21 protein-coding genes are annotated in these 25,092 nt (G+C 67.3%); 12 read left to right on the top strand and 9 right to left on the bottom strand.

Annotation, left to right across the window (positions count from 1 at the left end; all coding sequences use genetic code 11):
- The first annotated feature begins 48 nt into the window (after positions 1-48).
- Both DIE23_RS07480 and DIE23_RS07485 read left to right on the top strand, forming a co-directional pair.
- Positions 49-906 (top strand): hypothetical protein, encoded by an 858-nt coding sequence (locus tag DIE23_RS07480; RefSeq protein WP_124611519.1) that lies wholly within the window; start codon positions 49-51, stop codon positions 904-906.
- A complete protein-coding gene (locus tag DIE23_RS07485; RefSeq protein WP_124611520.1) occupies positions 903-2,114 on the top strand; it encodes an acyl-CoA dehydrogenase family protein in 1,212 nt (403 codons plus the stop codon). Before DIE23_RS07480 ends, DIE23_RS07485 begins: the two co-directional genes overlap by 4 nt.
- A gap of 16 nt (positions 2,115-2,130) precedes the next feature.
- On the opposite strand, the gene DIE23_RS07490 is transcribed toward DIE23_RS07485, so the two are convergent.
- From DIE23_RS07490 to DIE23_RS07500, 3 genes are all read right to left on the bottom strand, one after another.
- Positions 2,131-2,934, bottom strand: a complete 804-nt coding sequence (locus tag DIE23_RS07490; RefSeq protein WP_124611521.1) for a hypothetical protein — start codon at positions 2,932-2,934, stop codon at positions 2,131-2,133.
- A gap of 276 nt (positions 2,935-3,210) precedes the next feature.
- Complete coding sequence (locus DIE23_RS07495; protein WP_124611559.1) at positions 3,211-4,938, bottom strand: YadA family autotransporter adhesin; 1,728 nt, start codon at positions 4,936-4,938, stop codon at positions 3,211-3,213.
- A 624-nt stretch (positions 4,939-5,562) separates the two neighbouring features.
- A complete protein-coding gene (locus DIE23_RS07500) occupies positions 5,563-6,411 on the bottom strand; it encodes a helix-turn-helix domain-containing protein (protein WP_124611522.1) in 849 nt (282 codons plus the stop codon).
- A 119-nt stretch (positions 6,412-6,530) separates the two neighbouring features.
- Here DIE23_RS07500 and DIE23_RS07505 point away from each other — a divergent pair, with 119 nt between their 5' ends.
- The 3 genes from DIE23_RS07505 (at position 6,531) to DIE23_RS07515 (ending at position 9,534) form a co-directional block, all read left to right on the top strand.
- Complete coding sequence (locus tag DIE23_RS07505; RefSeq protein WP_124611523.1) at positions 6,531-7,583, top strand: RNA-guided endonuclease TnpB family protein; 1,053 nt, start codon at positions 6,531-6,533, stop codon at positions 7,581-7,583.
- A gap of 275 nt (positions 7,584-7,858) precedes the next feature.
- Complete coding sequence (locus DIE23_RS07510) at positions 7,859-8,812, top strand: DUF2167 domain-containing protein (RefSeq protein ID WP_124611524.1); 954 nt, start codon at positions 7,859-7,861, stop codon at positions 8,810-8,812.
- Positions 8,809-9,534: a site-2 protease family protein gene (locus tag DIE23_RS07515; protein WP_124611525.1), complete on the top strand. Its 726-nt coding sequence runs from the start codon at positions 8,809-8,811 to the stop codon at positions 9,532-9,534. Before DIE23_RS07510 ends, DIE23_RS07515 begins: the two co-directional genes overlap by 4 nt.
- 65 nt (positions 9,535-9,599) lie before the next feature.
- Here DIE23_RS07515 and DIE23_RS07520 read toward each other — a convergent pair whose 3' ends face one another.
- Positions 9,600-10,991 carry an MFS transporter gene (locus DIE23_RS07520; protein ID WP_124611526.1) on the bottom strand — a complete coding sequence of 464 codons (1,392 nt, stop codon included), beginning with the start codon at positions 10,989-10,991 and terminating at the stop codon, positions 9,600-9,602.
- A 248-nt stretch (positions 10,992-11,239) separates the two neighbouring features.
- On the opposite strand from DIE23_RS07520, the gene DIE23_RS07525 reads away from it, so the two are divergent.
- Both DIE23_RS07525 and DIE23_RS07530 read left to right on the top strand, forming a co-directional pair.
- A complete protein-coding gene (locus DIE23_RS07525; RefSeq protein ID WP_124611527.1) occupies positions 11,240-12,817 on the top strand; it encodes an aldehyde dehydrogenase (NADP(+)) in 1,578 nt (525 codons plus the stop codon).
- A gap of 195 nt (positions 12,818-13,012) precedes the next feature.
- Entirely contained in the window at positions 13,013-13,564 is a 552-nt protein-coding gene (locus DIE23_RS07530) for a hypothetical protein (protein WP_124611528.1), read from the top strand.
- A gap of 141 nt (positions 13,565-13,705) precedes the next feature.
- Here the strand turns inward: DIE23_RS07530 and kdgD are convergent, their stop codons facing one another.
- A complete protein-coding gene (kdgD, locus tag DIE23_RS07535) occupies positions 13,706-14,620 on the bottom strand; it encodes a 5-dehydro-4-deoxyglucarate dehydratase (protein WP_124611529.1) in 915 nt (304 codons plus the stop codon).
- A gap of 230 nt (positions 14,621-14,850) precedes the next feature.
- On the opposite strand from kdgD, the gene garD reads away from it, so the two are divergent.
- The 4 genes from garD to DIE23_RS07555 all read left to right on the top strand — a co-directional run bounded on the left by garD (position 14,851) and on the right by DIE23_RS07555 (position 18,173).
- A complete protein-coding gene (garD, locus tag DIE23_RS07540; protein ID WP_124611530.1) occupies positions 14,851-16,404 on the top strand; it encodes a galactarate dehydratase in 1,554 nt (517 codons plus the stop codon).
- 178 nt (positions 16,405-16,582) lie between these two features.
- The gene (locus tag DIE23_RS07545) at positions 16,583-16,975 is read left to right on the top strand and encodes a nuclear transport factor 2 family protein (RefSeq protein WP_124611531.1); all 393 of its coding nucleotides are present in this window, start codon (positions 16,583-16,585) and stop codon (positions 16,973-16,975) included.
- Between the two features lie 79 nt (positions 16,976-17,054).
- Entirely contained in the window at positions 17,055-17,510 is a 456-nt protein-coding gene (locus DIE23_RS07550) for an RbsD/FucU family protein (RefSeq protein WP_124611532.1), read from the top strand.
- A gap of 225 nt (positions 17,511-17,735) precedes the next feature.
- Positions 17,736-18,173 (top strand): DoxX family protein, encoded by a 438-nt coding sequence (locus DIE23_RS07555; protein ID WP_124497162.1) that lies wholly within the window; start codon positions 17,736-17,738, stop codon positions 18,171-18,173.
- Between the two features lie 125 nt (positions 18,174-18,298).
- Here DIE23_RS07555 and DIE23_RS07560 read toward each other — a convergent pair whose 3' ends face one another.
- Together DIE23_RS07560 and DIE23_RS07565 are read right to left on the bottom strand one after the other, a co-directional pair.
- Positions 18,299-19,609 (bottom strand): MFS transporter, encoded by a 1,311-nt coding sequence (locus tag DIE23_RS07560; RefSeq protein WP_124611533.1) that lies wholly within the window; start codon positions 19,607-19,609, stop codon positions 18,299-18,301.
- A gap of 320 nt (positions 19,610-19,929) precedes the next feature.
- Positions 19,930-21,066, bottom strand: coding sequence for a branched-chain amino acid ABC transporter substrate-binding protein (locus DIE23_RS07565; RefSeq protein WP_124611534.1), 1,137 nt, complete (start codon positions 21,064-21,066; stop codon positions 19,930-19,932).
- Positions 21,067-21,718: 652 nt separating this feature from the next.
- Between DIE23_RS07565 and DIE23_RS07575 the strand changes: the two genes are divergently transcribed.
- Positions 21,719-22,513, top strand: coding sequence for an AraC family transcriptional regulator (locus DIE23_RS07575; RefSeq protein WP_124611535.1), 795 nt, complete (start codon positions 21,719-21,721; stop codon positions 22,511-22,513).
- Positions 22,514-22,587: 74 nt separating this feature from the next.
- Here DIE23_RS07575 and DIE23_RS07580 read toward each other — a convergent pair whose 3' ends face one another.
- Both DIE23_RS07580 and DIE23_RS07585 read right to left on the bottom strand, forming a co-directional pair.
- On the bottom strand, positions 22,588-22,851 hold the full coding sequence (locus tag DIE23_RS07580) for a hypothetical protein (protein WP_059467159.1): 264 nt from the start codon (positions 22,849-22,851) through the stop codon (positions 22,588-22,590).
- A gap of 287 nt (positions 22,852-23,138) precedes the next feature.
- The gene (locus DIE23_RS07585) at positions 23,139-25,031 is read right to left on the bottom strand and encodes a bifunctional sugar phosphate isomerase/epimerase/4-hydroxyphenylpyruvate dioxygenase family protein (RefSeq protein WP_124611536.1); all 1,893 of its coding nucleotides are present in this window, start codon (positions 25,029-25,031) and stop codon (positions 23,139-23,141) included.
- Positions 25,032-25,092 lie beyond the last annotated feature (61 nt).

A 25,092-nucleotide genomic window follows, 5' to 3' on the forward strand; every position in this document is an offset into this window, starting at 1 on the left:
CCACGAGCGCCGGCTCTTTTCATTGAAGACCCTGAGAGAACGATACCCATGACCTTGCCCATCGGCGCGCCGCGCGAATGGAACGGACAATTCGAGGAAGCACTGTTTCTGGACGTCGCACGACGCCATCGTCCCGGTTTCCCGGACAAACTGGCGACGCCGCCGCGCGAGCCGCGCAGCGAAGACGAGCTCGCCGCCGTCGCCGACTACTACACGAAGATGGCGTCGCACGACCTGTTCATCGTGCAGGTCGTCGCGAAGGCGATCGACACGCTGTTCCGCGACGATCCGCATTTCCAGCTGATCCTGTCGCGCCAGCTCGGCGACGACGGCGCGCACGCGGTGATCGGCCGCGAGCGCGTGACCGAACTGACGGGTCGCGATCCGCTGCCGGAAGTCGAGCGGCTCGTCGCCGCGCACTGGGTCCGCATCGGCGATATCGCGGTGCGCGACGTCGCGGGCTTCCTCGCGTTCGAATGGCATTACGAACTGCACATCCTCGCGAAGCTGTGGATCCAGCGCAAGACCGGCCGCATCGCCGACGGCGCGATGCGCGAGCACGGCGAGAACCGGATCCGCCCGGACGAGGAGTGGCACCGCGTGCAGATCGTCCAGTGGTGGTTCGACACGTTGAACGCGCTGCCGGCCGCCGAGCGTGACGCGCTGATCGACAGCGTGATCGCGGCCGACGAGGAAACGCAGGTGCGGCTCGACGGCTATCTGCATGACGAATACGCGCATACCGCGCACGTGTTCGGTGCGGATATCGCCGAATACCGCGCGATCTACGACGACTGGCGGCGCGAGATCCTGTCGCGGCTGACCGGCCGCCGGCTCGGCGCGCTGGCGCCGCTGTCGGTTGAAGTCGTTGCGCACGAAACCCTCGCACAGGAAGCCGTCGCATGAACGATCCCCGCGGCCCGGCGACGTTGGTGACGGATCCCGATGCGTGCACGAACGACGCCGATGCGCTGGCGCGTGCGATCGATGCGCTGCGTGCGACGGCTGCCGCGCGCGATCGCGCCGGCGGTCATGCCGCCGACGAGAAGCAGTGGCTCGCCGACGCGGGCCTGCTGACGCTCGCGGTGCCGCGCGAATTCGGCGGACAGGAAGCCGCATGGCCGGCGATCTACGACACGATCCGGCGGATCGCACGCGTCGACAGCGCGCTCGCGCATCTGGTCGGGTTCCAGATCCTGCAGGTGGTGAGCGTCGACGTGTGGGGCAGCGCGGCACAGCGCGAACGCTATCTGAGCGGCACGGTCGAGCATCGCTGGTGGTGGGGCAATGCGGTCAACCCGCTCGACACGCGGCTGGTGGCGACCGCGATGCCGGACGGCGGCTATCGGCTCGACGGCGTGAAGGGATTCTGCTCGGGCACGCGCGGCTCGCAGCGGATGACCGTGTCCGCGCACGATCCGGAAACGGGGCGTGCCGTGTTCGGCGTGGTGCCGACCGATCGTGACGGGATCACGGTCAACGAGGACTGGGATCCGATCGGGCAGCGCCAGACCGACAGCGGCAGCGTGCGCTTCGACGGTGTGACGCTCGCGCCGGACGACGTGCTGCACCGGTCCGAGACGCCGCCGACGCCGCGCGCGACGCTGCGCACGCTGGTGTCGCAGCTTGTCTTGACGAACCTGTTCGTCGGGCTCGCGGAGGGTGCGCTGGCCGAGGCGCGCGACTACGTGCTGAAGCACGGCCGGCCGTGGATCAACTCGGGCGTCGCGCAGGCGAGCGACGATCCCTATACGCTGCAGCGCTTCGGTGACATGCGTGTGCAGGCGGTTGCCGCGGCGTCGCTGGCCGATCGCGCGGCCGTCGAGCTGCAGCGCGCATGGACGCGGCGCGACGCGCTGACGCCCGGCGAACGGGCCGAAGTGGCGCTCGCCGTGTCAGATGCGAAGATCGTCGCGCAGCGCGCGGCGCTCGACAACGGCGAGGCGCTGTTCGATGCGTGCGGCGCCCGCGCGACGGCCGCGTCGCTCGGCCTCGACCGGTTCTGGCGCAACGCGCGCACGCATACGCTGCACGATCCGCTCGACTATCGGTTGCGCGACGTCGGCCGGTTCGCGCTGACGGGGGAGTTGCCGCAGGCGTCGCTTTATACGTAAGTGAGCGCGTGCTCCGTCATTGATCGCCGGGAGGCGGGCCTTCCGGCGCCACGGGTGCGGGCCTGCCGGCCAACGGCGAGCCGCTGTTCGTATCGGCGCGCTTGTATGACGCCAGTTCCTCCGAATAGCGTGCCGTACGCGTCCCGTTCACGTCGTAGTACTCCTCGACCGACTTGACCCAGCGGCCGACCGCCGGCGAGTACCAGAACGCCTTGTAGGTCTTGCCGGTCACTTCCACCGTCCCGTTGTTGCGGCTCTGCATCACGATCGTCGAACCGCCTTCGTTGCGGGATACGCCCGATACGGTCGACTGTCGTGGCGCGGTTTCGGCTTTCCACGTGCCTTCTGCTTCGATCTTGACCGCATCGAACTTGCCGCCGGGCACGGTGACGGTATCGGGGCCGATGACCTTGTAATGCGTGTCGTACGCTTCCGATGCGTGCTGCGGATTCGGGTGCGCCTCGCTGTAGCGGATCGTCCACATCTTGCCGATCGTCAGCGGAAACGCGAGCGGGCGGTTCACCACGGTTTCGGTGCCGTTGACGCTGCGCGCACGGCTCCAGTCCGCGCCGACGATAAATTCACGGGGCGCCTGTGTCGCGCCGCTCTGCTGCGTTTCGATATAGATATGGTCGGCGGTCGTGCGCTGCACGGATATCTGGTCGCGTGTCTGGCGCCAGCCGTTCGTGCCGATTTCGACCGTGTTGACGTAGGTCCAGGTGTCGCCCGGCTTCAGCGCCGGGGCGGCGATCGATTGGGCGAGCGCGACGCCGGGCACGGCGGCGCACAGTAACAGCGTGGCAAGCGTTTTCTTTTTCATGGTGTGTATTGGGGGCCGACGGTCTCGTCGGGCAGCTTAACAACCACACCTTTCAATCGGCATGCCGTGTGCCGTGCCGCTGCCGCTCCTTTCATGTCCGGCCATGACGACGCCCGATTACTACAACTGATTGCGCACGACGCGCGCCGGCCGGCGCGGATCTTCGGCAGACCGGCGCGCCGCCCGACATTGCAGCGCCATCGGCGCGGGCCGCGCCGATGGCTCGCGTGCTTGCGTCGACCGACGACGTGCCTACGCTTCGAGACTGGAGGCGGATTACCAGCGATAGCCGACGCCCGCGCCCGCGCCGAACGAGCCGTGACCCGAAACCGCCGTCGTGATCGAGCCTTTGACGAGCCATTTCGTCGTGGCGACGGACAAGCCGACCGCCATCGCGCTTTGGCCGCCGTACGTGCCGCCGCCGAGCGCGACCACCTTTTCACCCGGCAGCACGGCCTGCGGCATGTTCGCGATCGCGATCGCGCTTGCGGTGCCCGCGTTGGCGTCCTTGCGGTACTTCGACATTTCCTCGCGGACCGAGTTGATCGCACCGTTCAGCTGGCGCACGTTCACGCCATCCGTCGGCGCGGTACCGTCCGCCACGTTGGTCAGCTGACGTTCGGCGCCGGGTGCACCGATCGATACCGTGTTGTCCCGATCGGCAACCGAATTCGCGCCCAGCGCCACCGCGTTGTTCGCGGTTGCGCGGCTGTTCGTGCCGATCGCTGTCGAGTCCGTGCCGGACACGTTCGAGCCCGTGCCGATCGCCGTTCCGTTTGCCGCGGTGACTTTCGAATTCGTGCCGATGGCCGTGCCGTTGGCCGCCGTGACGGTCGAATTCACGCCGACACCCGTACCGTTGTCGCCCGACACGTTCGAGCCGTTGCCGATCGCCGTGCCGTTCGTCGCTGTGACCGACGTGCTCGTGCCGATCGCGGTGTCCGTCGGGTCCGTTACGGTGCCGCTCGGGACGCTAGACGAAATCTTGCCGACGGTCGTCGTGAGGTTGGCCAGGTCCGCCGTCAGCGTCGACACTTGATTGGCGATCGAAAAGAGCTGGGAGCCGTTCACCGCATCCGTGCTGGTCGCGCTGATCGCGCCGGCCGCGACGTTGACGATCTGCCGCTCGGCACCGGCGCTGCCCACGCTCACCACGCCGACCGGCGTGCCCGCGAAGCCGCTGTAGGTCACGCCGTTGAGCGCCGCGCTGCTGACGGTGGTATAGGCACGCGTGGTCGCATTCGAGCCCAGTGCGACGGAATTCGCGTCGGCGGCGTTCGCACCTTCGCCGATGGCGACCGCGTTCGTGGCGGAGGCCGTCGCACGCGCAATGGCGACGCTGCCGGTAGCGGATGCCGAGCTGTCGACGCCGAGCGCGACCGCATCGGCCGCGCCCGCGTTGGCCTGAAAGCCGAGCGCCGTACCGCCCGCTGCAATGCTGCCCTTGCCCACGGCCGTCGAGAATGTTGCGGTGGCGCTCGCACCTTGCCCGACCGCCGTTGACTGGTCGACCGCCGACGCGCCCTGGCCGAAGGCGGACGCCGTTGCGCCGTTCGCGATGGCGCCGTTGCCGACCGCCGTCGCTTGAGTGCCGACTGCGCTCGAGACCGCCCCCATCGCAGTCGCCTGGTCGCCGGTTGCCACCGCATTTCCGCCGATGGCCGTCGCGAGCGTACCGGTCGCGGCCGCCATGCGGCCGATCGCGACGGTCTCGCTATAGGCGCCGGTCGACGAGCCCGAATTCGCGGCTGCCGCCGTGCCGATCGCGACGTTGTCGCAGCCGGTTGCCGTGGCCGGATACGTGCTGCTTCCCGAAATGGCGATGTTGCCGACGCAGCCCCCCGACGTTTCGGTCGACGTGCCGTTCTGCACATAGTCGGCTCGCGCGGGCGCGGCAGCAGCGAAGGCGACCATGGCCGCGCTGACCGTGACGGCAAGCGCGACCTTCGATTTCCTCGGTGCGCGTTGTGCCGAATTTCCCAACCCTCGTTGATTCTCGTTCATTTGTTTTCCTAGGCTCGATGTAAAAATCGTGTTGTGGCTTGCACGGCCCCGCTCGCAATGTCCCGGTCGCATCGATTCGTCCGTGTCTCCTTCATGACAGGCGTCAAGACTTTTGACTGACTGAATGAAAGGTCTACTAATCAAATTCGACATTCGCCGGTTGTGCGGCAAACGGGAAGCGGATCTTGAGTGCTGCTACTTGCTGCAGTCACGGTCGGTTCGAACTCCACCGATACGAAGCTCGAATTGCGACGACGCATTTTGATCGGCTGCGGTCGCGCAGATGTTTGCCAGGGCGGCTGAACGCTATGTTTCGGGAGAAATTCGTTTGGTGACGTGCACGATGAAACAGCGGGCGATCGCGAGTGCCGCGCAGTCGCATTGCCCGATGATCATGCGTCGGCTGGTGGAGAGGGGAAGGCGAGTGCGCTGCGCCACGCGATACCGCGATGCGCTTTCGCGAACGGAATGCACGCGATCCGGATGCCAACCGTGCGGTGTATGGCATCCGCTGCCGGAATGCGTGCGGTCACGCGACAGGCCGCACCGACTGTTGCTTGCCGGCCGGCCGCACGAAGACCGGCATCCTGGCGCTGGCCTTCCCGGTCTGCGTCGTTCAGTGCGTCACTGCGCCGGCAACGCGTTCGCCAGCGCCCGCATCGCGTCCGCCGTCTCCGGATTCGCCGGGAAAAACGCCTCGATCGCGAGCTCCGACAGCGTGACGTCGACCGGCGTGCCGAACACCGTCGTCGTGCTGAAGAACGTCAGCTCGCCGGCTGCCGTGCGCAGCCGCAGCGGCACCGCGATGTCCGCGTAGTCGGTGCGCGCAGGCGTGTCGTCGGGCTGGCCGGCCGGTACCGGATACGTGGCGAGTTCGTCACGCAATGCATGCAGCGTGTGGTCGCCGCTCGCGTCGATCTGCCGCTGCAGACGGTGCAGGATATGCGCGCGCCATTCGTGCCAGTTGACGATCTGCGCCGCGAGGCCGTCCGGGTGCAGGCTCAGGCGCAGCACGTTGACGGGCGGCTGCAGCAGCGCCGGATCGGCCTGCGCGACCAGCGCACCGAGCATCCGGTTCGCGGCGAGCAGCGTCCAGTGGCGATCCACCGCGAGCGCCGGGTAGGGCTCGTGGCCACGCAGCACGGCCTCGACCGCGTGGCGCGCCGCGTCGAGTTGCGGATCGGAGAATGGCCGCTCGCGAAACAGCGGCGCAAAGCCTGCCGCGACGAGCAGCGCATTGCGCTCGCGCAGCGGCACGTCGAGGCGCTCCGCGAGATGCAGCACCATGTCGCGACTCGGTTGCGCGCGACCCGATTCGACGAAGCTCAGGTGCCGTGCGGACACCTCCGCCTCGAGCGCGAGCGCCATCTGGCTCAGGCGCCGGCGTTGACGCCAGGTGCGCAGCAGCGGGCCGATGCCGGACGGGCGGCCGGCGGACCGGGGGAGCGACGGGAGGGCGGCGGTCGAGTTCATCAGAATTTGCTCCGAGAAACCCCGCCATTTCCCCCAAGGGGACTTCCTTCGGGGCGGATGGCGGGAAGGAAAGGAGTGCGGTTGACAGGCAGCTTCTTCCACGGGTTAGGATCACCGGCATGATTCTTGTCTACCGCTACCGGGTGAAGTCGCTCAACGGACTGCTCAACAAGCAGAGCCGAGCGGTGAACTACGTCTGGAACTTCTGCAACGATACGCAGAAGCACGCGGTCAAGTGGAGCAAGAAGTGGCCGACGGGTTTCGACTTGAATGTGCTCACCACCGGCAGCAGTAAGGAACTCGGCATCCACTCCGGCACGATCAACGCGACGTGCGAGCAATACGCGAAGTCGCGCAGTCGGAACCGTCGGCCCTACCTGCGCTATCGCGGCAGGAAATTGCTGGGCTGGGTGCCGCTGAAGGGCCGCGACCTGAAGCGCGAGGGCGATGCGTTTCGCTTTGGCGGTAACACCTTTCGCGTATTCAATAGCCGACCGCTTCCCGAGGGCAAGATCAAGGACGGAACCAACTTCGCGCAGGATGCCCGCGGCAACTGGTTTCTCAACATCGTGATCGAGATGTCTGATGTTCAGGCACGCCCGATCCGTTCCGGTGTCGGCATCGATCTCGGCCTGAAAGACTTCGGCACACTTTCGACCGGCGAGAAACTGCCGAACGACCAATTCGGCCGACGTGCGGCCGAGAAGCTCGCGAAAGCGCAACGGGCGCGAAAGCACAAGCGGCATATCGCGAAGCTGCACGCGAAGGTCGCGAATGCCCGTGCCGATTTCCAACACAAGCTCGCGCTCGATCTGGTGCGGCGTTTCGATTACATCGCGGTCGGCAACGTGTCGGCCGCGAAGCTCGCCAGAACCAGGATGGCGAAGAGCGTCTACGACGCATCCTGGTCGTCCTTCCGGGACAAGCTCCGTTACAAGGCGATCGCGCACGGGGCCACGTTCGAGGAAGTCGACGAAAGCGGTTCCACCCAGTCCTGTTCGTCGTGCGGATCGAAAGACAGCACGACGCGGCCGAAAGGTATCGCGGGACTGCAAATAAGGGAATGGAAGTGCAGTAGCTGTGGTGTCGTGCATGATCGTGATACCAATGCTGCGCTGAACATTCTCCGATGCGGACGTGCATCGCCAGGTGTGGGAATCCACCGCCTTTAGGCGGAGGAGAACGCCAAGAGGACGATGATAGGCAATCCCCCGCGCGCCGGGCATTACCCGTGAGGTAAGCATTCCGGATTGGCGTGCGTCACCGAGGCCGCAGGACGCCCGCCCGGGTCTCCCTTCCGCCCCCGCAATTCGTGCCCTGACGCCCCCCGACGCTGCGTTACCATAGCCCTCGTGCCGCCTGAGAGGCGGCATCGGACCCTGCGATCTGAACGCCCGGGCCGGACGCCGCACACATTCATAACAAGGCAGTCCAGGGGAATCCAGCAATGAAAAAACTCGCCGTCCGCGTCGCCTGCGTGGCGATGCTCGCACTCGCCGCGACCAGCGGCCACGCGCAAACCGAAACCGCGCAGGTCGAAATGAGGGCCGCCGCCGCGGCCGCCAACAAGGCCGTCGTGAACGGGCCGGCCGATATCGACGTGAAGCACGAAGCGGTGCTGAAGCTGAAGGCGGGCGAATCGTTCGTGCCGGCCGCCGAAGCCGGCCGCTACCTGCGCTCGATGGGCAACTCGATCGACGAATCGAAGCTGGTCGGCCTCGTGCTGCCCGAGGATCCGGACGCCGACTGGATCTCGGTCGTGTCGTTCGAGCCGAGCGGCTACATCCGCGACGACGACGCGAAGGACTGGAAACCCGACGAATTGCTGAAGAGCCTGCAGGCTGGCACCGAGAAAGACAACCCGGCGCGCAAGGAGCGCGGGCTACCCGAAAACGAGGTGGTCGGCTGGGCGCAGGCCCCCGCGTACGATGCGGGCACGCACCGGCTCGTGTGGTCCGCGATCATCCGCCACAAGGACGCGGCCGCGAACGCGGAGAACGAAGGCGTGAACTACCGGACGCTCGTGCTCGGCCGCGATGGCTACCTGTCGCTGACGATGGTGTCGAGGCTCGCCGACCTGCCGACGTACAAGGCCTCGGCCGACGACCTGCTTGCGAACATCCGCTTCAACGACGGCAAGCGCTACGCCGATTTCAACCAGTCGACGGACCACGTCGCCGAGTACGGCCTCGCGGCGCTGATCGTCGGCGTCGGCGCGAAGAAGCTTGGCCTGCTCGCGCTGATCGGCGCGTTCGCCGTGAAGTTCTTCAAGATCGGCGCGGTCGCGCTGCTCGCTGCCGGCGCGGGGCTGAAGCGCTTCTTCGGGCGTAAGCCGAAGGCAGCCGCGGTACCGGTCGTCGCCGATGCGTCCGGCACGCCGGAGACGGAGCGCAAGGCATGACGAAACTGCTGCTGCTGATCTTCGGCGGCCTGAAGCTCGGCAAGGTGCTCATGTCGGCGGGCACCATGCTGGTGTCGATCGCGGTCTACGCGCTGTTCTACGGCTGGCGCTTCGCGGCCGGGTTCGTCGCGCTGCTGCTGGTCCACGAAGCCGGTCACTACGTGGCCGCGCAGCGGCGCGGGCTCGACGTCGGGCTGCCGACGTTCATCCCGTTCGTCGGCGCGTGGATCCAGCTGAAGGAGATGCCGCACGACGCCGAAACCGAGGCGTACGTCGGGCTGGCCGGGCCGTTCGTCGGCACGCTCGGCGCGCTGGCCTGCTACGCGGCCGCGCGGCACTACGACAGCAACCTGCTGCTCGCGCTCGCCTATACGGGTTTCTTCCTGAACCTGTTCAACATGATTCCGCTGTCGCCGTTCGACGGCGGGCGCATCACCGCTGTGCTGTCGCCGCGCATCTGGTTCGCGGGCGTGCCCGTGCTGATCGCGCTGTTCGCATATCGGCCGAGCCCGCTCCTGATCGTGATGGCGATCCTCGCGCTGCCGCAGTTGAAGCGCGCATGGCGCTACGATCCCGATGCGCCGGAAAACCGCGCGTACTACGCGACGTCGGTCGAGACGAAGACGACCTACGCGCTTTGCTACGTCGGCCTGCTCGCGTTTCTCGCGCTGATGACGTCCGGCGTGCACGACATGCTGCGCGTCGCGCATTCCGCGGCCTGATGTCAGGACGGCGGCGCGCTTGCGCGCGGCCGCCGTCGTCGTCTTCCTTCCATTCCCGCCGAGGCTCACGCGTCGCGGTGACGCAGCTCGACGCGCTTGATGTCCTTCACGATCACCAGATAGCTGAGCACCGTGACGAGCGCGTTCAGCCCGACGAACACGAGCGCGCCGTTGAACGAGCCGCTCGCGCCGACCAGGTAGCCGATCGCGATCGGCGCGACGATGCCGGCCGTGTTGCCGAACATGTTGAACAGGCTGCCCGACAGGCCGATCGCTTCCTTCGGCGCGGTGTCGGCGACGACGGCCCAGCCGAGCGAGCCGATGCCCTTGCCGAAGAACGACACGGCCATCAGCACGATCACCAGCGCTTCGCTGTCGACGTAATTGCAGCCGATGATCACCATCGACAGCAGCATCCCGCCGACGATCGGAATCTTGCGTGCGAGCGTCAGCGACACGCCGCGGCGGATCAGCATGTCCGACAACATCCCGCCGAGCACGCCGCCGAGGAACCCGCAGATCGCCGGCAGCGACGTCATGAAGCCGGCCTTCAGCAGCGACATCCCGCGTGCCTGCACGAGGTAGATCGGGAACCACGTGAGGAAGAAGTACGTGAGCACGTTCACGCAGTACTGGCCGAGATAGACGCCGAGCAGCATCCGGTTCGACAGCAGCTGGCGCACGTAGTACCAGCCCGCGACGCGGCTGCTTTCGGACACGGTGCCGTTGCCGCGCGTCCCGGTCGGCCGGCCCGTCGTGCGCACGAGACCGCCGCCTTGCTCGATATGCTCGAGTTCCGCGCGATTCACCGCCGGATGGTCGGCCGGATCCTTCATCACGCGCAGCCACAGGAACGCGAGCGCGATGCCGGCGAGCCCGAGCCACAGGTACACGTGGTGCCAGCCGTACGCATGCGTGAGCCACGCCATCAGCGGCGAGAACACCACCGCCGCGAAATACTGCGCGGCGTTGAAGATCGCCGACGCCGTGCCGCGCTCGGCGGTCGGGAACCAGCTCGCGACGACCTTCGCGTTCGCGGGGAACGCGGGTGCCTCGGCGATGCCGACCGCGAAGCGCATCACGAACAGCGCGGTCACCGCGAACGCGGCGCTGCCGCCGAGCCCGATCGTGCTCTGCAGCAACGTGAACGCCGACCACAGGAAGATGCTGGTCGCATACACGCGACGCGCGCCGAAGCGGTCGAGCAGCCAGCCGCTCGGTAGCTGCGCGAGCACGTACGCCCAGCTGAACGCCGAGAAGATGTAGCCCATCGTCACCGGATCGATGCCGAAGGCCTTGCGGATCGGCGTGCCGGTGATCGACAGCGTCGCGCGGTCCGCGTAGTTGAGCGTCGTGACGACGAACAGCATCGCCAGGATCCAGTAGCGCACGGCGGTGCGGCGCACGCTGCCGGCGAGTTCGATCGGAAGATCGCGAGAATGGGACTGATTGGGCACTTTAATGTACGTCGTCGTATGACATGGCCGGAAGTTTATGGGCAATATCGGGGCGCAGGAACCTCGGGTTTTCCCTTTGAGTATGGGCCCGGCGGGATAAATATTGCGTGCTACTGCCGACTGAATAAAGGTTTACGGGCTATCATCGCGCCTCAGGCACGTCGCCGGAATCGCGAAGCGATGTCGGCAGACATCGTATCTGTTGAGCTACAATGAGCGAATCATTCCCGAACCACGGAGCACACCCCATGCAACTGACTGGAGAGATGCTGATCGGCGCCGAAGCGGTGGCCGGCTCGGCCGGTACCTTGCGCGCGTTCGACCCGACGAAGGGCGCGCCGATCGACGCGCCGGCCTTTGGCGTCGCGACGCAGGCCGACGTCGAGCGCGCGTGCGAACTCGCGCGCGACGCCTTCGACGCGTACCGCGCGCAGCCGCTCGCGGCCCGCGCGGCGTTTCTCGAGGCGATCGCCGACGAAATCGTCGCGCTCGGCGACGCGCTGATCGAACGCGCGCATGCCGAAACGGGCCTGCCCGTCGCGCGGCTGCAAGGCGAGCGCGGCCGCACCGTCGGCCAGCTCCGGCTGTTCGCGCGCGTCGTGCGCGACGGGCGCTTCCTCGCCGCGTCGATCGATCCCGCGCAGCCCGCGCGCACGCCGCTGCCGCGCTCGGACCTGCGGCTGCAGAAGGTCGGGCTCGGGCCCGTCGTCGTGTTCGGCGCGAGCAACTTCCCGCTCGCGTTCTCGGTGGCCGGCGGCGATACCGCGTCGGCGCTGGCGGCCGGCTGCCCGGTGATCGTGAAGGCTCATGAGGCGCACCTCGGCACGTCCGAGCTGGTCGGCCGCGCGATCCGCGCGGCGGTGGCGAAATGCGGGATGCCGGCCGGCGTGTTCTCGCTGCTGATCGGCCCCGGCCGCGTGATCGGCGCGGCGCTCGTCAGCCATCCGGCGATCCAGGCCGTCGGCTTCACCGGGTCGCGGCAGGGCGGCATGGCGCTCGTGCAGCTCGCGAACGCGCGTCCGCAGCCGATTCCCGTCTATGCGGAAATGAGCAGCATCAACCCGGTCGTGCTGTTCCCGGCCGCGCTGGCCGCGCGCGGCGACGCGATCGCGACCGGCTTCGTCGATTCCCTGACGCTCGGTACCGGCCAGTTCTGCACGAACCCGGGCCTCGTGCTGGCAGTCGACGGCCCCGATCTCGATCGCTTCGAGTCCGTCGCCGCGCAGGCACTCGCGAAGAAGCCGGCCGGCGTGATGCTGACGCGCGGCATCGCCGACGCGTATCGCAACGGTCGCGGCAAGCTGGCCGAACTGCCGGGCGTGCGCGAAATCGGCGCGGGCGAGGCGGCGCAGACCGACTGCCAGGCAGGCGGCGCGCTGTACGAAGTCGCCGCGCAGGCGTTCCTCGCCGAGCCGGCGTTCAGCCACGAGGTGTTCGGGCCGGCATCGCTGATCGTGCGCTGCCGCGATCTCGACGAAGTCGCGCGCGTGCTCGACGCGCTGGAGGGCCAGCTGACGGCCACGTTGCAGATGGACGCCGACGACAAGCCGCTCGCGCGCCGCCTGCTGCCGATCCTCGAACGCAAGGCCGGGCGCCTGCTCGTCAACGGCTACCCGACCGGCGTCGAGGTGTGCGACGCGATGGTGCACGGCGGGCCGTTCCCGGCGACGTCGAACCCGGCCGTCACGTCGGTCGGCGCGACGGCGATCGACCGTTTCCTGCGGCCCGTGTGCTATCAGGACTTCCCGGAAGACCTGCTGCCCGAAGGGCTGCAGGAAAGCAATCCGCTCGAGATTCCGCGGCTGCGGGACGGGAAGGCGGAGTGAGGGTGCGGCGGCTCGGTGCACAAGCCCGAACCGCTTGCTGAATGAATGAAAGCGGAGGCGGCCGGCTGGCTGCCTCCGCTTTTTTCATGGTGGCTTCCGCGTCGCCGGAATTTCTCCTACAGTAGCGAGGCCTCGGACCGCCCGGCCCGCAGGCGAGCCTGAGAGACCGACAAAAGACCAAGAGGGAACCATCCGATGAACATCAGCAAGCGCGGCGACCACCTGTTCGCCGCCGGATTGTGGAAGGCGATCGGCGACGTCGCGTATTCGGTGCGCAGCCGGATCGGCCAGTACAGCGAAGGGCGCGTGCTCGCGAATGCGCTGCTGGAATTCCAGCGCGACCTGGGCGGCAGCGAATTCGACGTGACGATCAACCAGGGGCGGCCCGTCACGGGCTCCGACGCGCATTCGCTCGTGTTCGGCCTCGCCGTGCGCCGTTTCAGGCAGGACATGGAAGCGCTGGTGTTCGCGCTCGAGCATCGCCGCGGCATCGACGAACGCGACCAGAGCCTGCGCACCGAAGCGCTGATGCAGGCCAACAGCGCGCTCCTGACCGCGAAGCAGTCGGCAACGATCACGGTCGGCCGGTTCTTCGATGCGGTCGTCGACCGCGACGTGCTGGGGCAGATTCTCGGCGGCGAGTCGAACGCACGTGTGCGCACGGACGCGCAGGGGCAGATCGAGGCGACCCGGATCAAGCTCGGCAACGTGCGTCACCGAATCATCGGCGTCATCGCGCAGATGTAGATGTGACCGCGCGCATCGCGGCAGGATGCGCGGCATGGCTGCCGCGGCAAACGACTGCGGCCGGCAAGCGCCGGCCGCGATGTAACACGAAACACAAGCCGGCCGCGGTGCCGCTGAAGGCGTCGCGCCGGCCGTACCCGCTTATTGCGGGCCCATCTTCTTGATCAGCACGTCCAGTTCGGCCATTTCGGCGTCGGTGAGGTCGACGAGCGGTGCGCGCACCGGGCCCGCGTCGTGGCCGACGAGCTTCGCGCCCGCCTTCACGATGCTGACCGCGTAGCCCGCGCGGCGGTTGCGGATCTTCAGGTACGGCAGGAAGAACTCGTCGATCAGGCGGCCGACCGTTGCGTGGTCGTCCTTCGCGATCGCTTCGTAGAATTCCATCGCCGTCTTCGGGATGAAGTTGAACACGGCCGACGAGTACACCGGCACGCCGAGTGCCTTGTACGCGGCTGCGTAGACTTCGGCCGTCGGCAGGCCGCCGAGGTACGCGAAGCGGTCGCCGAGGCGGCGGCGGATCGTGACCATGCTCTCGATTTCACCGACGCCGTCCTTGAAGCCGATCAGGTTCGGACAACGATCGGCGAGGCGCTCGAGCATGTCGGCGTTCAGCTTCGAATTCGCGCGGTTGTACACCACGACGCCGATCTTCAGCGCGCGGCACACCTGCTCGACGTGCTCGGCGATGCCTTCCTGGCTGGCTTCGGTCAGGTAGTGCGGCATCAGCAGCACGCCGCTCGCGCCGAGGCGCTCGGCTTCCTGCGCGTATTCGATCGCGACGCGCGTCGCGCCGCCGGCGCCGGCCAGGATCGGCACCTTGCCCTTGCAGGTTTCCGTCGCGACGCGGATCACGTCCGAATACTCGCGCTGCGTGAGCGAGAAGAATTCACCGGTGCCGCCCGCCGCGAACAACGCGGTCGCGCCATACGGCGCCAGCCATTCCAGACGCTCGGCATAGGTGGTCGGGCGGAAGCTGCCGTCCGCGTCGAAATCCGTCAGCGGAAACGACAGCAGGCCGTGGGAAATGATCTGTTTGAGTTCTTGCGGTGAAGTCATGATTGGGTCGTCCGTCTAGCGCGAGTGCTGGGTTCGTCGGGTACGGCATCCGGGCCATATTGGCGATGTCGTTGTATGTCATCGTACAACGCACGAAAGAGCGACGCAAGCGGTTTGCTGGCTGGCGAAAGGTAGGGTCTTTCCGGATAAGGGTTTACGCAGCATCGCAGGTTGGTGTTGAATGTCGTATGATGACTAACGATTTGACCGGTAGCTTCCCAGGAATTCCGATGACTGCTTCCCCTCTTTATATCCGCGTGCATCCGGACGACAACGTCGCGATCGTCGTCAACGACGGCGGCCTGCCCGAGGGCGCGACGTTCGCCGACGGCCTGACGCTGTGCGAAGGCGTGCCGCAAGGTCACAAGGTCGCGCTGGTCGACCTCGCGGCCGGCGACCCGATCGTCCGCTACAACGTCGTGATCGGCTACGCGCTCACGGAGCTGCGCCGCGGCACCTGGGTCAACGAGCGCACGATGCGCATGCCCGAGCCGCCGGGCCTCGACGACCTGCCGCTCGCCACGCGTGCCGCGCCGCCGCTGGCACCGCTCGAAGGCTATACGTTTGAGGGCTTTCGCAATCCCGACGGTTCGGTCGGCACGCGCAACATTCTCGCGATCACGACGACCGTGCAGTGCGTGTCGGGTGTCGTCGAGCATGCGGTGAAGCGGATCAAGGACGAACTGCTGCCGCGTTACCCGAACGTCGACGACGTGGTCGGGCTCGAACACACGTACGGCTGCGGCGTCGCGATCGACGCGCCCGATGCCGACATCCCGATCCGCACGCTGCGCAACATCAGCCTGAACCCGAACTTCGGCGGCGAGGTGATGACGGTGAGCCTCGGCTGCGAGAAGCTGCAGCCCGAGCGCCTGCTGCCGCCCGGCGCGATTCCGGTGGCGGCCGACGGCGCGACGGACAACGGCGGCGTCGTGTGCCTGCAGGACGCCGCGCACGTCGGCTTCAACTCGATGATCGACTCGATCATGAAGATGGCCGAATCGCATCTCGAGCGGCTCGACCGCCGTCGTCGCGAAACCTGCCCGGCATCGGATCTCGTCGTCGGCGTGCAGTGCGGCGGCAGCGACGCGTTCTCGGGGCTCACCGCGAACCCGGCGGTCGGCTTCGCGGCCGACCTGCTCGTGCGCGCGGGCGCGACGATCATGTTCTCGGAAGTGACCGAAGTGCGCGACGGCGTCGCGCAGCTCACGTCGCGTGCGGCGAACGAGGAGGTCGCACGCGAGATCATCCGCGAGATGGACTGGTACGACCGCTACCTGCAGCGTGGCCGTGTCGATCGCAGCGCGAACACGACGCCGGGCAACAAGAAGGGCGGCCTGTCGAACATCGTCGAGAAGGCGATGGGTTCGATCGTGAAGTCGGGCAGCGCGCCGATCGCTGGCGTCGTGCGTCCCGGCGATCGGGCGCGGCAGAAGGGGCTGCTGTACGCGGCGACGCCCGCGAGCGACTTCATCTGCGGCACGCTGCAGCTCGCGGCGGGGATGAACCTGCACGTTTTCACGACCGGCCGCGGCACGCCGTACGGTCTCGCGCAGGTGCCGGTGATCAAGGTCGCGACGCGCAGCGATCTCGCGCGCCGCTGGCACGACCTGATGGATCTCGACGCCGGGCAGATCGCGACCGGCGCGGCGTCGATCGAGGACGTGGGCTGGGAGCTGTTCCGGCTGATGCTCGACGTCGCGAGCGGCAAGCGCCGCACGTGGGCCGAGCAATGGAAGCTCGCGAATGCGCTGACGCTGTTCAACCCGGCGCCGGTGACCTGAAGCGCGGTTGCGACGGCAGACGATGCGGGCGCCTTCGGGCGCCCGTTTGCATGGTGGCGGCGCGATTTCCTTACTTCGCACGTAATCGACCGCCCGTGCGAGGCCGGCGACGATAGCGTCACGCGAACCCGCAACGTCCGCGGCGCTGTCCTCCCCTCATTCACACCAGGAGCCTCGCATGAACACCGCTCAAACCGTCCCCTCCGCTCACGCCGACCTCGTCGACCGCTATTTCGATGCATGGAACGAACCCGACGTCGCGCGCCGGCGCGCCCTGATCGATGCGACCTACGCGAGTGACGCGGCCTATCGCGATCCGCTGATGACCGGCGACGGCCACGCGGGCATCGACACGATGATCGCCGCGGTGCAGGAACGCTTTCCTGCCTTTCGGTTTCGCCGCACGACCGGCGTCGACGGATTCGGCCAGCACCTGCGTTTCTCGTGGGCGCTCGAGTCGCCCGACGGTGCGACGATCGTGAAGGGCTCGGATTTCGGCACCGTCGATGCGTCGGGCCGCCTGAAGTCGGTCACGGGTTTCATCGACGAAATGCCGGCCGCGGGAGCGTGACACGAGCCGCGCATGCCCGGCGGCGTCCGGGATCGGGTAACGTTATGCGGTTCGTTCCCGATCCTGGAGACTTGCCCACATGTTGAAGAATCTCGATCCGCTCCTGCACGCTGACATCCTGCACACGCTGCGTGCGATGGGCCACGGAGATGAAGTGGTGATTTGCGATGCGAATTTTCCGGCGGAAGCCGTCGCCGAGCACACGGTGGTCGGCCGTGCGCTGCGCATCGACGGCGCCGATTCGGCGCGCGTCGCGCGCGCGGTGCTGTCCGTGCTGCCGCTCGACACGTTCGTCGATACACCCGCGTGGCGGATGGAAGTCGTCGGCGACCCGGCCGCGGTGCCGCCCGTGCAGCGCGAAGTGCAGGCCGAGATCGATCGCGCGGAAGGTCGCGCGGTGCCGCTCACGGGCGTCGAACGTTTCGCGTTCTACGAGCGCGCGCAGCAGGCGTATGCGGTGATCGTCACCGGCGAGTTGCGCGGCTATGGCTGCTTCATCTTCAAGAAGGGCGTGCTGCTGAGCGACGCGGGTTAGGGCCGGTTCGCGTTATTTGCGCCAACGGCCGAATGCTGCTTGTCGGGGCGCCGGCGTATGCGTGCCGCCGCCGCAGTGTAAAGATTTGCTACAACCTTTTTCTTGGACACCGCGGAAAGACCCTCTATGCTGGCCCATTTGCCGCGGGCCCAGCAGGGCCGCGCGGCCTCGAGCCGCACGGGCGCGCCCCGTACGGACGGCCGAATTGCATACGAGGAGAGAGGCATGACGCGTTCCGTCGATTCCGGCGTCATTTTTTTCGCACGCCTGGCGCTGGCGGCGTTGTTCTTGTGGGGCGGCGTGATGAAGCTGCTCGGCTACAGCGATTTCATCGGCTATCTGCATGGACTGAACGTGCCCTATCCGCAGGTGATGGGGCCGGTCGTCGTGACGATCGAAGCGCTCGGCGGCCTGCTGCTGATCGTCGGCTACAAGGTGAAGCCGCTCGCGTTGCTGATGGCGTTCTATACGATCGCGACCGCGATGGTCGGGCACAATTTCTGGGACGCGACGGACGCCGCGGTCCAGCATGACATGGTGATCCACTTCTGGAAGAACGTCGCGATCGCCGGCGGTTTCCTGCTGCTGTTCGTGACCGGCGCCGGCGGCGCGAGCATCGACGCGCTGCGCCGGCCGAGCTCGTCGTACGGCGCGCTGCGCTGAGCTGAGTCGCATTCGGCGACGCACCGCACGCCGTCGCACTCGAGCAGACTAGACAAAAGGGCCGAATCCCGCACGCCGCGGGATTCGGCCCTTTGTTCATGCGGACGGCGCGTGCGCGCCGGCGTTCAGCGTGCGTCCTTCAGGTCCTTCGCATCCTTCGAGAACTGCACGGCGATCGCGCCGAGCACGCAGATCGCCGCGACGTACGCGACCGGCGCGAGCGGATTCGACTTCATCATCAGCGACACGATCACCGGCGTCAGGCCGCCGAAGATCGCATACGCGACGTTGTACGAGAACGAGATGCCCGAGAAGCGCACGACGGCCGGGAAGCTCTTGACCATCACGAACGGCACCGCGCCGATCGTGCCGACCATGAAGCCGGCGATCCCGTAGTAGAGCGGCAGCGTCGACGCGTCGGCCGCGACCTGCACGAACAGCAGGTAGTAGCACGCAGCCAGCACGAGGCCGCCGATGCCGAGCACGCGCTTCGCGCCGATCCAGCCCGCGAGCGAACCGGCGGTGATGCAGCCGGCCGTCAGGCACAGCGTCGCGATGCTGTTCGCGAACAGCGTGGTCGCGGGCGTCAGGTGGAATTGCTTCTGCAGCAGCGCGGGCGTCATCAGGATCACGACGACGATCGCCGCCGACAGCATCCACGTGAGCAGCATCGACACGATCACCGCGCGGCCGTGGTCGCGCAGCACGGCCTTCAGCGGAATCTCGGCCGCGAGCGCCTTCTTGGCCTTCATCTCGGCGAACACCGGCGTTTCATGCAGCCAGCGGCGCAGGTACACGGAGAACAGGCCGAACACGCCGCCGAGCAGGAACGGAATGCGCCATGCGAACGCGGTGACTTCGGCGCCCGAGTAACGGCTGTTGATCCCGGCCGCAACCAGCGAGCCGAGCAGGATGCCGGCCGTGAGGCCCGCGGTCAGCGTGCCGCACGCATAGCCGATGTGGCGCGACGGCACGTGCTCCGACACGAACACCCATGCGCCCGGCACTTCGCCGCCGACCGCCGCGCCCTGCAGCACGCGGAACAGCAGCAGCAGCACCGGCGCGAGGAGGCCGATCGAGTCGTAGGTCGGCAGCAGGCCCATCAGCAGCGTCGGCACCGACATCATCAGCACGCTCAGCGTGAACATCCGCTTGCGGCCGAACAGGTCGCCGAAGTGCGCCATGATCACGCCGCCGAGCGGGCGCGCGAGATAGCCGGCCGCGAAGATGCCGAACGTCTGCAACTGGCGCAGCCAGTCGGGAATGTCGTGCGGGAAGAACAGCTGCCCGATCGCGGGCGCGAAAAACACGAAGATGATGAAGTCGTAGAACTCGAGGGCGCCGCCGAGTGCGGCAAGGCCAAGGGTCTTGTAGTCGCTGCGCGTGAGCGCGCGTTCGGCGGCGCGAGGCACGCCGCTCAATTCGGAAGCTTGCATGGTCAGGACGATCGGTTTTCGAATGTTGTTGTCGGTGCTGCGTCTCCAGAGCCCGCTATCGGCATGGACTGGCAAGGCGCGGCCTGCGTCGTCGAGCGTGTGCCGGGCGCCGGATAGGGCACGTGACACGCACCGTCGCACCAGGATGGGGCGCGACGCGGACGAAGCGTCAAAGCGGGTGGGGGGATTCTACAGGAGCGCGAAATACGCGCGCGCGGGGCTGCGCCGAGGAATGCTTCGGACTTCGCGGAGCCGAAAAGCACGCGGCGCGGCAGGCGGGTGAACCGCTTGCCGCGCCGCGCGGGACAGGGTCGGTGCGATCAGTTGCCGGCGATCGTGTCGACCGGCTTGAACGCGCCGTGCTCGACCTTGTAGATCGTCACCGGCGCATCCTTCAGGTCGCCCTTCGCGTCGTACGCGATGCTCGGGGCCGACACGCCCTTGATCGACACCTTGCCGAGATACGGCGTATAGACTTTCGGGTCGGTCGAGTTCGCGTCCTTCATCGCGGTGAGCAGCGCGATCGTGCCGTCGTACGAGTAGGGCGAATAGGTGATCACGTCTTCATTGAAGCGTGCCTTGTAGCGCGATGCGTAGCCGGCGAAGCCCGGCATCTTTTCCTTCGGCAGCCCACCCATGTAGACGATCGCGCCTTCGGCCGCGTCGCCGCCGACCTTCAGGAACGTCGGCGAGCGCGACATCTCGCCAGTCACGAATGCCGACTTCATCCCGAGTTGGCGCATCTTGCGGATCATCGGCGAAGACTGCGCATCGCCGCCGCCGTAGAAGATCGCATCCGGGTTGATGCCCTTCAGGTTGGTCAGGATCGCGGAGAAGTCGAGCGCCTTGTCGTTCGTGAAGTCGCGCTTGACGATCGTGCCGCCCGCGGCCTGCACGGCCTTCGCGAATTCGTCGGCGATGCCCTGGCCGTAGGCCGTGCGGTCGTCGATGATCGCGATGCGCTTGAAGCGCAGCGTCTTCACCGCATACGTGCCGACGATGCGGCCGGCCTGCGCGTCGCTCGTCAGCAGCCGGTAGGTGGTCTTGTAGCCGCGCGCCGTGTATTGCGGCGACGTCGCCATCGAGATCTGCGGCAGCCCCGCGCGATCGTACAGGTCGGACGCCGGAATGCTCGTGCCCGAGTTGAAGTGGCCGATGACCCCGCGGACGTTGTCGTCGATCAGCCGCTGCGCGACCGTCGTACCGGTGCGCGGGTCGGCCTGGTCGTCCTGCGAGTCGAGCTGGAACGTGACCGGCTTGCCGCCGATCGTCGGATGCGTCGCGTTGAAATCGGCGATCGCGAGTTGCACGCCCTTCTGCATGTCCGCGCCGTAGTTCGACTGCGGCCCCGTCAGCGGTGCGGCGAAACCGATCTTGACGACGTCGGCGGCGATGGCGTGTGCGCCCGACAGTGCGCAGGCAGCAGCCAGCGCGACGTGCGATACCTTCAGCTTCACTTTCACTTCCCCTTGATGGCGTGGTTGGGCCGCCGCCGGCCAGCGGGCCGGTGCGGTAAACCGGGCGAGACGTATCGGGTTGCAGGCCTTTCCGAAAGCCGTGCGGGGTGTGCCGTGTGCTGCGCGGGTTGTGCCGGAATCGGCGTGCGCGGCGGCGGCGGGATGTCGTCTCGTAACCGTTGATCGAAGTCTAGGTAGCGAAAATGCGCGCGTCTTGCGCGTTCGGTGCGTGGCCGGCGACGATTTCGGCATATCGTCGATAACCCTGATATATGCTGAAATCGTCATGGCGAGTGCGCAAACGCGCCAAGACGCGACACGCCGGCATTTCTAGGATGGCGGGTTCGGGCGCGCGTAGTCTCGGCGCCGGTGGGTTGAGCCGATGTCGCCGACCGTGAGCGACGCCAGGCAACGGGCCGGTGCGAAATCGTGTCCTCCGGACACGCGTGCGATGCAGTGGTTGCGCACACAACTGCACGGTGCATGACGTGCTTGCCAATGCATGCGATCGCCCGATCGTCGCCGATCGGCGGCGCGTTGCGCGCACCACCGTTCGCCGGTCCGCCCGATCGCTGGCCCGCGATCTCCGCGACGCGTTCGAGACGGCGCTCCTATAATCGACGCCATCAGCCACCCCTTCGCAGATGCCGGGATGACGACCTTTCTTGCCGCACCGCCCATGAGCCTGTCCGATACGTTGCGCTACCAGCCCGACAACGCCGATCTCGGCGCGATGCTCGCGCACTTCCGCCTGCTCGAGCCGGTGTTCGACGCGCTGCCCGACGTCGCGTTCTTCGTGAAGGATGCAAACGGCCGCTACGCGCTCGTCAACCGCACGCTGGCGATGCGCTGCGGCTACAAGGACAAGCGCGACCTGCTCGGCAAGACGACCGACGAAGTGTTTCCACGCCGCTTCGGCCGGACCTATTTCGAGCAGGACATGGCGACGATCACCGCCGGCCAGCAGTTGATGGACCAGCTCGAACTGCATCTGTATCCGGGCCGTCAGCCGGGCTGGTGCCTGACCTGCAAGGAGCCGCTGCGCGACGCGGCCGGCAAGGTGGTCGGCCTCGCGGGCATCTCGCGCGACCTGAAGGCGCACGAGGGTTCGCATCCGGCCTACAGCAAGCTCGCCGACGTGGTGCAGCACATCCAGGATCACTACGTGCAGCCGCTGAACCTGAAGCAGCTCGCGCAGATGGCCGGGATGTCGGTCGCGCAGCTCGAACGCTACTTCCACAAGGTGTTTCACCTGACGCCGCGCCAGGTGCTGCTGAAAACGCGGCTCGACGCGGCCACGGCGCTGCTCGTCACACACGACAAGGTGACGGACGTCGCGGCGCTATGCGGTTATACGGATCACAGCGCGTTTACGCGCCAGTTCAAGGCGACGGTCGGCGTGACGCCGACGGAGTACCGGCTGATGCTGCAGGACCGGGCAGGGTGACATGACGCGCCGGCCGGGCCGGCGGGTCGGGAGGATCGGGGTGGTACGGGAGCGGGAAACGGGAAAGCGTCGGCTCAGCGGTAGCCGAGCCCTTTCAGGACGGCCGTGCCGTCTTCGGTCAGCCGGAAGCTCGGTGCCGTGTCGGCGTCGAGCTTGACCATCTCGACGAGGCCGGCTTCCTGCAGTGCGGGCAATTCGGGTTTGGCATTCGCGCCGATCGGTGCGTGCAGCAGCACGAGCAGCGTCGCGATTTCATGATGGCTGAGCAAACGGCGCAGCATCGTCTTTTTCACTGGGGGGGCGGCCGGGCGGCCCGCGGGTGCATCTACGGCGCTCATCGCTGTCCTCCTTTTCGGGATATCCGTCGGGTTACTGGTTGCGGATGGTGCCGTCGAAGACTTAAGCGATTCTTAAAACCGCGGGGGCCGCGCGGATGATGCAGTGCGGCAAGCATTACCGGATGTAACCCCCGCCGGGCGGCCGTTTCGGGTCGCGAGCGGTCAGCCTTGCCGGACGGGGCACCGCCGCGACATTCGCCACGATGGTGCGTCCGCGCGGCGGGCGCCGTGGGGTCGGTGCGGTTTCCCCATTCAATCCGACCCCGAAACGAAACTCCGTTGCGCCCTTATTTCCTGCGCTGGGCCTGCGCCGCGAGCCGCACGGCCGCGTTGGTCGCGCCATAGCCGTCGTAGCCACCGCGCCGCTCGACGATTTCGAGCGAGAAGCGGTTGTCGACCAGTTCTGTATACGCGTGCAGGAATTCGCCGCCGTTTTCGTCGCGGTCGTACAGCAGATGGTGCGCGCTGAGCGTGTCGATCAGCTCGTCCGGCAGCGCGTAGCGCGCGGCGAGATCGTCGTAGTAGTTCGGCGGGATCCGCAGGAACGGCACGCCGTCGGCCGCGAACGCGGCAACCGTCTTCACGATGTCGTCGGTCCGGAACGCGACGTGGTTCAGTCCCGTGCCGTGATAGCGGTCGAGCGATTCGGCGACGGCTGTATGGCGGTCGACCGACGCATTCAGCGCGATCCGCACCGAGCCGTCCGCGCTGCGCACCGCACGGCTGCGCATCAGTCCGTACGGATCGGGCACGAGCCAGCTGCGCTCGGCCTCGAAGCCGAAGGCGGTCTTGAAGAACAGGATCCACGTATCGAGCGCGTCGGCCGGCAGCGCGAGGCAGACGTGGTCGATGCCCGTCAGCGGGCCGACCTCGCTCGGGCCGTCGATGTCGGTCAGCACGAAATCCGATTCATACAGGGTCGGCGCGTTCGGCGCCTCGTCGACGAAGTATTCGAGGCTGCCGTCCGGCGCCTGCACGCTCGGCAGCACGCGCTCGTTCGGGCCGACGCGCCCGGAAAACGGCGCGTAGCCGAAGCCGGCCGCGCGTTCGACCGCCACTTTCGCATCGTCGACGCGGAACGCCGACGCACACAGCGACAACCCGTGCTGCTGGAAGAACGCGTCGGCGAACGAATCTCGCTCGGCGTTCAGCACGATCGATGCGGCGCCGTGCTGGAACAGCGTCACGTCCTTCGACCGATGGCGGCCCGCGAGCCGGAACCGCATCCGGCCGAGCCATTCGCCGACGGTGGCCGCCGCCTGCGCGTCGACCGCGAATTCGATGAACTGGAACCCGACGTGCGCCGGCGGCGCCGGCGGCGCGAACAGCGGCTGGTCAGCGGCCGGTGTGCGGCCGTCCTGCGCGAGCCGCGCGCGCGTCAATTCTTCCAGATAGAGCAGCGAGCGGTGGCCGTCGGCGGCCGTGATCGCGGTCGGCGCGGCGCGGAAGCCGTCGTTGAAGATCTCGAGCGACAGCGGCCCCGTATAACCGGACTCGATCACGCGAGCCGTGAAGCGCGCGAGGTCGAAGTCGCCCTGGCCGGGGAACGAGCGGTAGTGGCGGCTCCATTCGAGCACGTCCATCGCGAGCTTCGGCGCATCCGCGATCTGCACGAACGCGATCCGGTCGCCCGGGATGTCGGCGATCGCGTCCGGCGAATCGTCGAGCGACAGCGTATGGAAGCTGTCGAGCGCGAGGCCGAGATGCGGGCTGTTCACCGCGTTCACGAGCTGCCACGCATGGCTGTACCGGTTCACGACGCGGCCCCACGCGAGCGCCTCGTACGCGGCGACCACGCCGGCCTGCCGCGCGGCTTCGGCGAGCGCGCCGAGCTGGTCGACCAGCAGCGCGTCGTCCGCGATCGTATCGGGCGACACGTTGCTGCACACCAGGATGCGGTCGGTGCCGAGCGCGTGCATCACGTCGAACTTGCGGCGGATGCGGTCGAGATTGCGGGCGAGCTGGGCCGGGCTCACGCCCTCGAAGTCGCGAAACGGCTGGAACAGCACGATGTCGAGGCCGAGATCGGCGGCCATGCGCCGCACGTCGGCGGGCGATCCGTCGAAGTAGACGAGGTCGTTCTCGAAGATTTCGACACCGTCGAAGCCGGCGGCCTGGATGGCGGTGAGCTTCTCGGCGAGGGTGCCGGACAGTGACACGGTGGCGATCGAGCGCTGCATGGGCGAATCCTGCGGATGAGCGGGGTGTGGCGTCGGCCGAATCGGGCTGGAATGAACCAGT

The organism is Burkholderia sp. Bp9143 (assembly GCF_003853645.1).
GTDB lineage: Bacteria > Pseudomonadota > Gammaproteobacteria > Burkholderiales > Burkholderiaceae > Burkholderia.